At 70.7% G+C, this 12,120-nt stretch carries 15 protein-coding genes; 7 read left to right on the top strand and 8 right to left on the bottom strand.

Translation table 11 applies throughout. The features are described from left to right. Positions 1-9: 9 nt before the first annotated feature. The 6 genes from J0P97_RS07090 to J0P97_RS07065 all read right to left on the bottom strand — a co-directional run bounded on the left by J0P97_RS07090 (position 10) and on the right by J0P97_RS07065 (position 4,375). Complete coding sequence (locus J0P97_RS07090) at positions 10-516, bottom strand: Sec-independent protein translocase subunit TatA/TatB (protein ID WP_215487075.1); 507 nt, start codon at positions 514-516, stop codon at positions 10-12. 21 nt (positions 517-537) lie between these two features. Next, a complete protein-coding gene (tatC, locus tag J0P97_RS07085; RefSeq protein ID WP_246539916.1) occupies positions 538-1,320 on the bottom strand; it encodes a twin-arginine translocase subunit TatC in 783 nt (260 codons plus the stop codon). Beyond that, positions 1,317-1,580: a twin-arginine translocase TatA/TatE family subunit gene (locus tag J0P97_RS07080; RefSeq protein ID WP_215487074.1), complete on the bottom strand. Its 264-nt coding sequence runs from the start codon at positions 1,578-1,580 to the stop codon at positions 1,317-1,319. Before J0P97_RS07080 ends, tatC begins: the two co-directional genes overlap by 4 nt. Before the next feature lie 31 nt (positions 1,581-1,611). Continuing rightward, the gene (locus J0P97_RS07075; RefSeq protein WP_215487073.1) at positions 1,612-2,610 is read right to left on the bottom strand and encodes an intradiol ring-cleavage dioxygenase; all 999 of its coding nucleotides are present in this window, start codon (positions 2,608-2,610) and stop codon (positions 1,612-1,614) included. Positions 2,611-2,793: 183 nt separating this feature from the next. After that, positions 2,794-3,507: a YoaK family protein gene (locus J0P97_RS07070; RefSeq protein WP_215487072.1), complete on the bottom strand. Its 714-nt coding sequence runs from the start codon at positions 3,505-3,507 to the stop codon at positions 2,794-2,796. 88 nt (positions 3,508-3,595) lie between these two features. Further along, on the bottom strand, positions 3,596-4,375 hold the full coding sequence (locus J0P97_RS07065) for a FadR/GntR family transcriptional regulator (RefSeq protein ID WP_215487071.1): 780 nt from the start codon (positions 4,373-4,375) through the stop codon (positions 3,596-3,598). 253 nt (positions 4,376-4,628) lie between these two features. Between J0P97_RS07065 and J0P97_RS07060 the strand changes: the two genes are divergently transcribed. From J0P97_RS07060 to J0P97_RS15895, 3 genes are all read left to right on the top strand, one after another. Continuing rightward, positions 4,629-5,927: a dicarboxylate/amino acid:cation symporter gene (locus J0P97_RS07060; RefSeq protein ID WP_215487070.1), complete on the top strand. Its 1,299-nt coding sequence runs from the start codon at positions 4,629-4,631 to the stop codon at positions 5,925-5,927. A 108-nt stretch (positions 5,928-6,035) separates the two neighbouring features. Further along, a complete protein-coding gene (locus tag J0P97_RS07055; protein ID WP_215487069.1) occupies positions 6,036-6,362 on the top strand; it encodes a hypothetical protein in 327 nt (108 codons plus the stop codon). Further along, positions 6,359-7,153: a CPBP family intramembrane glutamic endopeptidase gene (locus J0P97_RS15895; protein WP_308163484.1), complete on the top strand. Its 795-nt coding sequence runs from the start codon at positions 6,359-6,361 to the stop codon at positions 7,151-7,153. The genes J0P97_RS07055 and J0P97_RS15895 overlap by 4 nt, the downstream gene beginning before the upstream one ends. A 28-nt stretch (positions 7,154-7,181) precedes the next feature. On the opposite strand, the gene J0P97_RS07045 is transcribed toward J0P97_RS15895, so the two are convergent. Both J0P97_RS07045 and J0P97_RS07040 read right to left on the bottom strand, forming a co-directional pair. Next, positions 7,182-7,517, bottom strand: coding sequence for a TraR/DksA family transcriptional regulator (locus tag J0P97_RS07045; protein ID WP_215487068.1), 336 nt, complete (start codon positions 7,515-7,517; stop codon positions 7,182-7,184). Next, on the bottom strand, positions 7,514-7,909 hold the full coding sequence (locus tag J0P97_RS07040) for a VOC family protein (protein WP_215487067.1): 396 nt from the start codon (positions 7,907-7,909) through the stop codon (positions 7,514-7,516). The genes J0P97_RS07045 and J0P97_RS07040 overlap by 4 nt, the downstream gene beginning before the upstream one ends. Before the next feature lie 139 nt (positions 7,910-8,048). Between J0P97_RS07040 and J0P97_RS07035 the strand changes: the two genes are divergently transcribed. The 4 genes from J0P97_RS07035 to J0P97_RS07025 all read left to right on the top strand — a co-directional run bounded on the left by J0P97_RS07035 (position 8,049) and on the right by J0P97_RS07025 (position 12,120). Beyond that, on the top strand, positions 8,049-8,333 hold the full coding sequence (locus tag J0P97_RS07035; RefSeq protein ID WP_246539915.1) for a hypothetical protein: 285 nt from the start codon (positions 8,049-8,051) through the stop codon (positions 8,331-8,333). A gap of 97 nt (positions 8,334-8,430) precedes the next feature. Further along, entirely contained in the window at positions 8,431-10,770 is a 2,340-nt protein-coding gene (gene purL, locus J0P97_RS07030) for a phosphoribosylformylglycinamidine synthase subunit PurL (RefSeq protein WP_215487066.1), read from the top strand. Between the two features lie 30 nt (positions 10,771-10,800). Then, entirely contained in the window at positions 10,801-10,935 is a 135-nt protein-coding gene (locus J0P97_RS15770; RefSeq protein WP_281423645.1) for a hypothetical protein, read from the top strand. Positions 10,936-11,184: 249 nt separating this feature from the next. Beyond that, positions 11,185-12,120, top strand: coding sequence for a hypothetical protein (locus tag J0P97_RS07025; protein ID WP_215487065.1), 936 nt, complete (start codon positions 11,185-11,187; stop codon positions 12,118-12,120).

The following is a 12,120-nucleotide window of genomic DNA, read 5'->3' as shown; positions in this document are numbered from 1 at the left end:
CGCCCGGGTCTACGCCGGCGCGGCGTGGAGTTCGGAGGCATCCTCCGTCGGTGGCGGCGTCTCGGCGGCGACGCGGCGGGGGTCATTCGTCGGGAGGCCGGCCAGCAGGAGACGCCGCGGATGCGCGGCGTCGCCGAGCACGAGGTACTTCTGCCCGGGGCGCACGCGGTCAAGACCCTCCCACTCGTCGGTGCTCGGCTCCGGCACGGCCTCGCCGGGCGTCTCGCTGTCGACGTCGAGCGATCCGGGCGGACGGTCGGCGACCGCGTCGCGCAGCGCGTCGCCCACGATGCGGCGCGGGTCGTACTGCCGCAGGTCGATCTCGTCCCATTCCGCGCGCGTCAGCGGCACCCCCAGCTCCTGCTCCGTCCGGCGCCTCGTCGCATCGACGAACGCCCGGAGCGAGCGCGCCGTGTCGGCCAGGCGGCGGGTCGAGGCGGCCAGGCGGTGGGGGCCGAGCACGATGCCCGCGATGATGGCGACGAGCACGAGCTTCTCGAAGGTGAGTCCGAACATGACGGCGTCCTCTCGGGTCGATCAGGCGGGCAGCGATGCCGCGGGCTCGGCAGCGACCGCCAGGCGACGTGCGAGCCGTCGGTCGTGCAGATGGGTGATGAGCATCGCGGCGCCGAACAGGGCCGCCATCGGCAGTGCGACGAGGAACATCGACAGCACGTCGGCCGCCGGGGTGACCATGGCGCTGAAGAGCACGATCGCCACGGTGATGAGGCGCCACGAGCGCCGCAGCGTCGCCGCTGAGATCACCCGGAGTGCGTTCAGCAGCACCACGAGCACGGGGAGCATGAACGCCAGCCCGGTGGCGACGACCGTCTTGAGCACGAAGTCGACGTAGGTGGATGCCGCGAGGATCGTGCTGTCCTGCGCGGACGCGAAGCCTGTCAGCAGCGCGACCATGTGCGGGAACAGCGCGAACCCGAAAGCGGCTCCGACCGCGAACAGCCCCACCGCGGCGAACGTGTAGCCGAGTGTGAGGCGTCGCTCCCGGCGGGTGAGGCCGGGCGACAGATAGCGGAGGATCTCGAAGAGCCAGACCGGGCTCGACACCACGATCCCCGTCAGCAGCGCGATCCGCAGCTTCAGATCGAACGCACCGGTGATGCTGTCGTAGTTGAGGCTCGCGTCGCGGGAGGCGGCGAGCGCCTCGATGGGTGCGCGGAGCACCTCGAGGATCAGATCGGAGAGCAGATACCCGACGATCAGACCGACGATGAGGGCGGCCGCCGCGCGGAACGCGCGCGTGCGCGCCTCTCGCAGGTGGTCCGCGAGGGGCATGGTCCCCCGCGCGGCGGCGGTCGTCATGATGTCACGCGCTCGGCAGCAGCGGGCGCAGCGGGAGCGGCGGGAGCGGCCGAGGGGGCGGCGAGCGGCCGCGCATCGTCGGCGCGCGACGAGGTCTCCGGCTCCCCGGTGTCCGACGCGGCGGCACGGGACTCGTCCTTCAAGATCCGCACGGACTGCCCGAAGCTTCGCGCGAGGGCGGGGAGCTTCGCGGCACCGAAGATCAAGACGATGACGGCGAGGATGAGCAGCGCGTGCCATCCGGTGAGGTTCTGCAGCATGATCGTGTTCCTTGTCTGTTCCGGGGGCCGCTTAGGGGCGCCCGCCTCCGCCGCCCATGCCGCCGCCCCCGCCACCGGCCATGGGCTGCGTGGTGGTGTCGATCGCGACGGCGAGGGTCGCGACGTACCCGGTCGCGGCATCCCCGGTGATCGTCGGGACCTGCAGACTCGAGTCGCCGTCGGCGAACAGGCTGTCATCGGTGATCTGCGTTCCGACGCCGGCGAGGTTCTCGGATGAACCCGAGTACGCCTCGAGCGCGTAGACGTTCGCGAGCATGTCCGGCGGGAACGCGAGCTGCGAGGTCGCGATCACGTTGGCGACGTCGGTCGCCGACGCGGCGTCCGGGTACACCTCGAAATGGATGTGCGTCCACCGACCGCGGTAGCACCCCGGCACGATCGTCTGGAAGGTGAGGAGGCCGTCGGCATCCGCGATCTGGATGCCGCGGAGGTAGGTCTCATCCTCCACGCCCGAGGAGTACATCGAGTAGAGCCCCTGCGCGTCGCAGTGCCATGCGTACAGCGCGGCACCCGTGAAGGGCACGTTCCCTCCGGCGACATCGGTGATCTTGAAGGTCATCGTCAGCGGCACACCCGCGACGCGGGTGGCGCTGCCGAGACTCGTGGTGATGTCGCTGCGGACGATGCCGGAGTCGCTCAGGATGTTGACGTCGGCCGTGCCGTCGGCGGGGTAGGGACCGTTGGTCTCCTCCGGGATCTCGCCTGCCGCCGCCGCGATGGTGGCGGTCGCGGTCGGGGTCGGCGTGGGCGTCGGCGTCGCGGTGGGCGTTCCGGTCGCGGTGCTCGTCGCGCTCGGCGATGCGGCGGTGCTCGCGGCGGCGCTGCACGCGGCGAGCGCGAGGCTGCCGGCGCCGAGGCCGACGAGCCCGAGGACGGAGCGTCGGGTGACGAGGGTCCGGATGTCGAAACCGGCGCCCTGGTCGACGACCTCATCGTCGGGACGGTCGAGCAGGCGCCCCTCGTAGGCGGGACCGGCCGGGGTCTGTTGGGGTTCAGGGATTCGAGGCATGATGCCCTCCTTCAGCGGGATGTGATGATCGGATGCCTCATCCTGATCGCCCATCACATCCGGGGCCCCTGACGCCGCTATGCCTTTCCTATGGGGGGGCGAGCCCCGGTGAAGAGGGTCGCACGAGGGCCGCGCCCTCGCCGTCAGCCGAAGGCGGCCGCGCCCTGGCCTCGGTCGGTGCCGTCAGGCGATGCTCGCTGTGGCGGGGGTGAACACGTACCGGTGCCCGACGGCGACGACCGACGCCGTGAGCGCGGCCGCCAGCAGGAGCGGCGCCGCCGCGCCGAAGGCGAGGAGCAGTGCTCCGACGAGCGCGCCGAGGAAGATCGCCGCGATCGCCGCGAACCGCCGGTTCCAGAATCCCTTGATGCCGCCGTCGGTGAGGGACTCGCTGGCGAGCGAGGTGAGCGTCGAGGTGACGACGACGGTCGTCATGTCGGTGACGGCGAGACTGCGGGCCACGGCCGCTTGCACGCCCATCGCGGCGGCGGTCAACGAGGAGGCGATCAGCTCGAGCTCCGACGAGGCCGCCCATGCGGGCACGAGGAATGCCACGCCGAGCCCGGCCAGGACGACCGTCCCGGCGAGGAGCAGCAGGGTCACGGCCCCGCCCCACTCCTTCCTGCGCCGCCGGAGGAAGACCCCCGCCACGAAGGCGCCGAGCGTGAAGGTCCCCAGGGCGATGACCGGTCCGAGGATCGGCAGGTCATCCGCGCCGGCGACCGCCATGCCGAGGACCACGATGTTGCCCGTCATGTTGCCCACGAACACGCGGTCGAGGGCCAGGAACCCCACGGCGTCGACGACACCGGTCACGAATGTCAGGACCATGAGCAGAAGCAGAGCGACCGTCGCGGACGACCCGCCCTCGCTGGAGCCCGTCAGGTAGCGCCGCATCTCGGTCCTTCCCCCGTCGCGATCGGCGGAATCGAGGACCGCCTGAGGAGAACTGTAGCGGGAACCCGCGCGAACTGGTCCTACCAGTTCATCGCGGGGCCCGCGTCTGATCCCCCGCGCTCTCTCCGACGGGTGCGAGCTCGCCGCCTGCCGGATCGGCGGCCCGCACGCGTTCGATCACTTCCCGGATCTCGGAGAGGTGGATGCGCATCGCGTAGTCTGCGGCCTCGGCGTCGTGGGCGCCGAGGGCCGCCAGGATGCGGGCGTGCCCCGCATGGGAGAGCCGACGATGCTCGTCGGCGAGGTGCGAATACACCCGGGCCTCGACCGTCCAGCTGGCCGTGAGCTCGCCGAGGGTTGCCAGCAGGGGATTGCCGGTCGCGCGGGCGATCGCGGTGTGGAAGTCGATGTCGAGGCTGGCGGAGAGGTCGGGATCCGTCTCGCGAGCGGACCTGCTCAGCACGTCGCCGAGCGCTGCGAGCTGCGGATCGTCGATGCGCGAGGCGGCCAGCCGTGCGATGCGGGGCTCGATCTCGGCCCGGAATTCCGCCGAATGAGCGAACTCCTCGCCGGCATCCTGGAGTCGCGCGGCGAGCGCCGCGCTCAACGGGATCGACGGGGCGACGCGGTTGGCGCTGCCCTGCCGGCGATCGACGAGCCCCAGACTGTCGAGTCGGGTGAGGGCCTCGCGCAGCGCGTTGCGGGAGACGCCGAGGTCGCGCGCGAGGGTGCGCTCGGGGGGCAGGGCGACACCCGGCGCGATCGTCCCCGTGACGATCAGCCGCTCCAGGTAGCCGACGATGTCGTCGGCGATCAGAGCGTGGGTGCGCTGCAACGGACCCAGGGTCATGTCGGTGCTGTCGGGCACGGGCGCCGTCACCTGCTTCTCGGGACTCGGGGATGGCGAGCATCGCCATCGGCGTCAAGTCTTCCATGCCGCGGCGCGAGGCCTTCTGCGGCGCGTTCGCAACGTGCGTGTGACAACGCTGTTTCGCAGGAAGGTCGTGTGTAAACAGTGGATTACGGTCCTACCAATTCCTGGATTGGTCCGATTCATTCGTCCTACTTTTGGGGCCAGCCACCGCGTAGCCGCGCCGGGGGCCTCCGAGCGAAGGAACACCATGAAAGCCCTGAAGAACCCGGCACTGCAGATCGGCGTCGCTGCGATCCTCGGCATCGCCTTCGGCTTGATCGTCGGCGAATGGGCCGCGAACCTGAAGTTCATCGGAGACCTCTTCATCCGTCTCATCCAGATGGCGATCGTGCCGCTCGTGATGTCGTCGGTGATCGTCGCGACGGGAGGGATGACGGGGTCCGGGATGGGCAAGATGGCCTTCCGGACCTTCAAGTGGATGATCGGGTTCTCGATCGTCGCCGCGCTCCTCGCCTGGGGGATCGGCACGATCATCCAGCCCGGCGCCGGCATCGACTTCTCCGGCGGCGTCGACCCCGCCCTGGAGGAGTCGGCGGCTGCCGCCACCGGCTGGCAGGAGACCGTGCTGAACTTCGTCTCCACCAACATCTTCTCGGCGATGTCGAACGCGACGATGGTCCCCATCATCATCTTCTCGCTGCTGTTCGGCGTGGCCCTGAACGCGTACATCGCCAAGACCGGCAACGCGCTCGTGCTCGACTTCTTCGACCAGATCCAGCAGGTCGTGCTGACGATGATCCGCTTCGTGATGCTCATCGCGCCGATCGGTGTGTTCTGCCTGCTCGCGAACCTCTCCGGCACCGTCGGGTTCGCGGTCGTCACCAGCGGTCTGAAGTACCTGGGCTCGACCCTGCTCGGAGTTCTCATCATCCTGGCGCTGTTCGTCCTGGTGGTGGCGCTGCGCACCGGCCTCAACCCCGCACGTCTGCCCGCCAAGCTCAGCGACCAGACGATGATCGCGATCACGACCACGAGCTCCGCCGTCACCTACCCCACGGTGCTCCGGACCGCGATCGAGAAGATCGGCGTGAGCCAGCCCGTGGCAAACTTCACCCTCTCGGTCGGTCTCACGATGGGGTCCTACGGCGCCGTGCTGAACTACATGATCGTCGTCATGTTCCTCGCGCAGTCCGGGAACGTCTCCCTCGACTTCGGCACCATCCTGCTCGGCATGGCGCTCGCGATCCTCCTCAACATGGGCACGATCACCGTCCCGGGCGGATTCCCCGTGGTCGCGATGTTCCTCGCCACCTCGCTCGGCCTGCCGTTCCAGGCGGTCGGACTGCTCATCGCCGTCGACTGGTTCGCCGGGATCTTCCGCACCTTCCTCAACGTCAACGGCGACACCTTCGTGGCGATGCTCGTCGCGAACGCCAGCAACGAGCTCGACCGCGACGTCTACAACGGCAAGAAGCAGGTCACCACCGGTGCGATCGACGTCGACGAGCTCAAGGACCAGTTCGAGAAGGCCGACGCCGCCGACTGACACTCCTCGGCGCCGTTGTCAAGACCACTCGAAGGACACTCCCGCTCTGGCTACCGTGATCGACACAGTCCGCGATGACCGGGTCGACCATCTGCCGCGAGGAGAACGATGTCCAGAGAAGAGCATGCGCGTGAGGGCGCCCTGGCCGCCGCGTCGCGGGGCAGCTTTCCCTCTCTCGTTCTCGCCCTCACGCCGGCCCGACTCCACGTGCTGGGCCGCAAGAGCACCGGCCTCGTCGGCGGGTGGAAGAACCTCGAGCCCGTGGCGCACATCGACCGCAGCAATCTCTCCGTGTCGAAGAAGCGCCATGGCACTGTGCTGATCATCGGCCTCACCGATACGACGACCGGAAAGGTCCTCGAGGTCGAGGCACAGAACGTCGGCGGACTCGGACTGAAAGATCTGATCGGCGACATCGAAGGGGACCAGCAGTGACGACGGCTCCCGTGGACCGCTATCGCGTTCGACCGCGCGTATGGATCGGTCTCGTCGTGTTCTTCGCGTACGTCGCCGTGGTCTTCGTCGTTCAGCAGATCACGGGCATCCCGTACACCGACTTCGGCAAGAGCGGCGCCAACCTCTTCCTCGGCGCCGGCCTCTCCCTGATCGTCGGCGCGATCCTCCTCGCGATCACGACGACGCTGCTCGGCTGGTGGCGTCCCGCGCTGTCCGACCGACGCCGCGCCGCCCACACCTGGCCGATCGTCGCGCCCGCGATCATGGTGGTCGCCCTGCTCCTCAACCTCACGTCCACCGATTGGGGCTCGTACGACGGCGCGTTCTTCGCGGCGTCCATCGTCCTCCTCCTCGTCGGCTTCACCGAGGAGCTCACCACGCGCGGACTGCTGCTGGTCGCGCTGCGCAGTCGCCTCTCCGAGGTCTGGGTCTGGTTCCTCACGTCAGCGCTGTTCGGGCTCATGCACCTCGTCAACGCCCTCACCGGCCAGCCCCTCGCCCCCACGCTGCAGCAGGTGGTGCTGGCGTTCGGCGCGGGGACCATCTTCTACGTCCTCCGCCGGGTGACGGGAAGCCTCATCTGGGCCATGCTGCTGCACGGATTCTGGGACTTCTCCACGTTCGCCGTCGGCCACGGAACGCCCGGCCCGTTCTACGCCTTCGCGGGAATCGTCGAGATCGCTGCGATCGTCCTCGCCCTGATCGGCGTGGCGTTCGTCGTCCGCGGCGCCGACGAGCGCATCCCGACCGCGAACAGCGTCGTCGTCTGAGCGCCCGGGGGATGCCGCGGCGCGGCGCTCACGCGGCGCAGACGATGCAGGTCGTCGCGAAGGGACGGGCTTCCAGGCGTGCCGGGGCGATCGACTCGCCGCAGACGACGCAGATCCCATAGGTTCCGGCGTCCACCCGCGCGAGCGCGGCATCCACCTCTGCGCGCTCGCTCGCGGCCGCGCGACGGATGGCCTCGATCCGCTGCCATTCCCCGGAGAGGGTCGAGCCCTCGGGGTCGTGCTCGTCGTCGGCCGTCGCGTCGGCGCGGTCGGCGCGCACGCTCCCCTCGTCGGCCTCGAGTCGCGCGAGCAGGGCATCGAGCTCCGCCGCGCGCGCGCGCAGCGCGGGGAGCGGGCCCGTCACCCCTGGTACCCGATCAGCCACGTGACCCCGAACCGGTCGCGCACCTGACCGTCGTGGTCTCCCCACGGCTTGAGGGCGAGCGGATCGAGGACCTCGCCGCCCTCCCCGAGCGCCGCGAACCATCGCTCGAGCTCCGCCGGCTCCGCCGTGCCGAGCAGGGAGAACAGGATGCCGCGGAGCACCAGCGGCTCCTCGCCGCCGGCGACATCGGAGGCGAACAGCTCGACGGAGCCCTGGAGCATGCCGTGCGCGACGGCATCCGCCGGACCATCGGTCCGTCCGAAGTCGCCGAAGGAGTTCAGCACGAGCACGCCCCCGAACACGTCGCGGTAGAAGCCCAGGGCCTCGCGCGCATCGCCGGCGAAGTGCAGATACGGGGTGAGTCCGGTCATGGGCCGACTCTACGTCCGGCCCCGGACATCCACCACACCCCGCCCGGGCCCTCATCGCACCCCGGGCGAGCCGCCTGTCAAGGCCCCTGCGGCGCGGCCGGCCGAGGCGCAGACTCGCATCACGACCGAAGGAGAGACCATGTCCGACCCGAACTCCACCGCCCCCGCCGACGCGACGACCGAGGCCGCCGCGGGAGCCGCCGGCACCGCCGCCGACCCGCACTCGACGAACCAGCCCGGCGTCGATCAGCCCGGCGCCGACGAGCCGTCGGCCGATCAGCTCGCCGAGCCGAGCACGGAGAAGGAGCCGGGCGAGGAGCCTGAAGCTCCTGCCTCGGACGAAGCCGCGGCGCCGTCTCCCGACGGGGACGAGCCCAGCCACGAGGCGACCGGAATCGGAGTGCTCGGCGTCGACGACGCGTGATCACCCGCCCCGCGACGCACGCCGACGCGGGGCTCGAGACGGGCCTCTAGACTTGGGGCATCCCCCGCCGGCATCCCGAGTCTTGGAGTCCCGCCGCGTGAGCACCCCAGCTGCATCCGAAAACAAGGTCGCCGACACCGTCGAGAACGCTCTCGCGACGCCCGAAAAGGAGCAGCCGTACGCGGCGCTCGGCCTCAAGCCCGACGAGTACGAGCAGATCAAGGTCATCCTCGGTCGCCGCCCCACGTCGGGCGAGCTGGCGATGTACTCCGTCATGTGGAGCGAGCACTGCTCGTACAAGTCGTCGAAGATCTACCTGCGCCGGTTCGGCGACAAGGTCTCCGAGGAGATGAAGTCCCGCCTCATGGTCGGCATGGGGCAGAACGCGGGCGTCGTCGACGTCGGCGAGGGCTGGGCGGTCACCTTCAAGGTCGAGTCGCACAACCACCCGAGCTACATCGAGCCCTTCCAGGGCGCCGCGACAGGTGTCGGCGGCATCGTCCGCGACATCATCTCGATGGGTGCGCGCCCGGTCGCCGTGATGGACCAGCTGCGCTTCGGCGCGATCGACCACCCCGACACGGCGCGCGTCGTCCACGGCGTCGTCTCGGGCATCAGCGCCTACGCCAACTGCCTGGGCCTGCCGAACATCGGTGGCGAGACCGTGTTCGACGCGGTCTACCAGGGCAACCCGCTCGTCAACGCGCTCGCGGTCGGCGTCATGCGCCACGAGGACATCAAGCTCGCGAACGCCACCGGAGCCGGCAACCAGGTCGTCCTCTTCGGCGCACGCACGGGCGGCGACGGCATCGGCGGCGCGTCGATCCTGGCATCCGACACCTTCGCCGACGGCGGCCCCACCAAGCGCCCCGCCGTTCAGGTCGGCGACCCGTTCGCCGAGAAGGTGCTCATCGAGTGCTGCCTCGAGCTCTACAAGGATGAGCTCGTCGAGGCCATCCAGGATCTCGGCGCCGCCGGCATCTCGTGCGCGACGAGCGAGCTGGCCGCCAACGGCGGCTCCGGCATGCGCGTCGACCTCGAGAAGGTCCTGCTGCGCGACCCCACGCTCACTCCCGAGGAGATCCTCATGAGCGAATCGCAGGAGCGGATGATGGCGATCGTCGCCCCCGAGAAGCTGGATGCCTTCCTCGCGGTGACCTCCAAGTGGGATGTCGAGACGTCGGTCCTCGGCGAGGTGACCGGCGACGGCCGCCTGCAGATCTTCTGGCACGGCGAGCAGATCGTCGACGTCGACCCCTCGACCGTCGCGGTCGACGGCCCGGTCTACGAGCGCCCCGTCGCCTACCCCGCCTGGATCGACGCCCTGCAGCTCGACTCGGCCGCCGCCCTGCCCCGGAGCGCCGACCCCGAGACGCTCAAGGAGCAGTTCCTGCAGCTGCTCGGCAGCCCGAACCTCGCCGACACGAGCTGGGTGACCAACCAGTACGACTACTACGTGATGGGCAACACCGCGCTCTCGTTCCCCGATGACGCCGGCATGATCCGCGTCGACGAGGAGTCGGGTCTCGGCTTCGCGATCGCGACCGACTGCAACGGCCGCTACTGCCAGCTCGACCCCTACGCGGGCGCGCAGCTCGCCCTCGCCGAGGCGTACCGCAACGTCGCCGTCACCGGCGCGATCCCGACCGCGGTGACCGACTGCCTGAACTTCGGCAGCCCGGAGAACCCCGAGGTCATGTGGCAGTTCGGCCGCGCCGTCGACGGCCTCGCCGACGCGTGCCTCGAGCTCGGCGTCCCGGTCACGGGCGGCAACGTGAGCTTCTACAACCAGACCGGCGACACCCCGATCTTCCCGACCCCGGTCGTCGGCGTGCTCGGGATCATCGACGACGTCGCCCGCCGCATCCCGAGCGGGTGGCAGGATGCCGGCGAGAACATCTACCTCCTCGGCGTCACCGCGACGGAGCTCAGCGGCTCGCAGTGGGCGGGCACCGTCCACGGCCACCTCGGCGGACGCCCGCCGGCGGTCGACCTGGCGGCCGAGCGTCGCCTCGCGGAGCTCATCCAGGCGGCATCCCAGCAGGAGCTCGTCTCGTCGGCGCACGACCTGTCCGCAGGCGGACTCGCGCAGGCCCTCGCCGAGGCCGTCATGCGCTTCGGCGTCGGCGCCCGCGTGTGGCTGCGCGAGATCATGGAGCGCGACGGCGTGGATGCCGCGACCGCGCTGTTCAGCGAGTCGACCGGACGCGTCATCGTGTCGGTGCCGCGCGAGGAGGACGTGAAGTTCCGCGGCCTGTGCGAGGGCCGCGGGTACCCCGTGCTCCGCATCGGCGTGACGGATCCGGCGGCGGACGGCGACGAGCCGGCGCTCGAGATCCAGGACGTCTTCACCCTGACCGTCCCCGAGCTGCGCACCGTCTCGCACGGCACGCTCCCGGCGGCTTTCGGCCCCGTGATCGCCGAGCCGGTCGCCTGAGCCGGCCGCCGGAGCCGTAGGCTGAACGCCATGACCGATCAGGACGAGTACACCGGAATGAACGAGGCGCGCACGCGGCGCACGCGGATCGTCGCGTGGGTCGTGATCGGCTCGCTCATCCTCGTCGGCGGCGGCGCGACCGTCCTCGCGCTGATCTTCGGCTGACGCGTCGGCCCGCGCTCGCCCCGCCACCGGCCTCCCGCGCCGCCACCTCTGCCGCCGCCTCCTCTGCCGAGTGTCCAGAACACGCGGGCGCGGCCCCTCTCGCATCCGCGTGTCTTGGACACTCGCGGGCGGGGATCGCGGGGCGGGATCGCGGGCAGGGATCGCGGGCAGGGATCGCGGACCCGGGGAGGACCCGAGGGGGCGGCAGACTCCCGCGAGGCTTTCAGCCATGCTGGATAGCATGAAGAGGTGGAACCGTTCCTCGCGGTGTTCGCCGAGTTCTGGTGGATCGGGCCGACGATGATCGGCGCGGGCGCCCTCGGTCTGCTCGGCCTGCGCAGCGGGCAGAGCTCCAAAGCGCGCCGACTCGCCTACGACGCCTCGCGCGAGGCGCTGCGGGCGGCGCATCAGGATGCGCTTGCCGCACGCCACGGCGTCCGGATCGCGCGGGCGGAACTCGCCAGGGCCCAGGCGGCGCGCACGGCCGGCTACGCCGGGCCCGAGGAGGTGGGCGCCGCGCGACGCGCGCTCGACTCAGCGCAACGCGAGACGCGCGCCGCCGCCGCGACGCTGCGCGCGCGCCGCGCCAACCTGTCGGCCGACCGCGCCGCACTGGCTGTGCGCTCCACAGATCCCGCGCACCTCCCGCTGGCTCGCCTGATGGCGGCGGACGACGCCGTCACCGCTCGATGGATGGAGTACGAGACGGATGCCGCGCGCCAGCTCTCCTTCCCCGCGATGAGCGACGCGCGTGTTCCGCAGACGGCCGCGTTCCTCGCCGCGCATCGCACCGCTCGAGCCCTGCGCCCGTCCTCCCCGAGCGCACGGATCACGCCCGCGCAGTTCGGCGCTTACCGTGACGCCGTCGCGCGCGTGCACCATGGCTTCGACGTCGCCGAGGCGGAGGCCTGGCGTCGCGCCCGCGCAGACGGATCCGCCCCGCCCGGCCCTGGACCGGACTCACCGCAGCCCGCCGACTGGATGATCGCCGCACAGGAGTTCGCCCAGAACCTCACCCAGACCGTCCTCGCCCGCGGCGCGGAGGCCCTCGCGCGTGCGACGGCGCCGCGGCCATCGCACCGACCTTCACCGGAGCCGTCGCCCCCTCCGTATCCTCCGTCCGCCGACGGCCCGACCCGCTCCACCGATGGCCGCGCGCGCGATGAGCGCGGCGACCGCGCGTAG

The sequence above is a fragment of the Microbacterium flavum genome (assembly GCF_018717645.1).
GTDB lineage: Bacteria > Actinomycetota > Actinomycetes > Actinomycetales > Microbacteriaceae > Microbacterium > Microbacterium flavum.
This window is presented reverse-complemented; position numbering and strand designations above follow the sequence as displayed.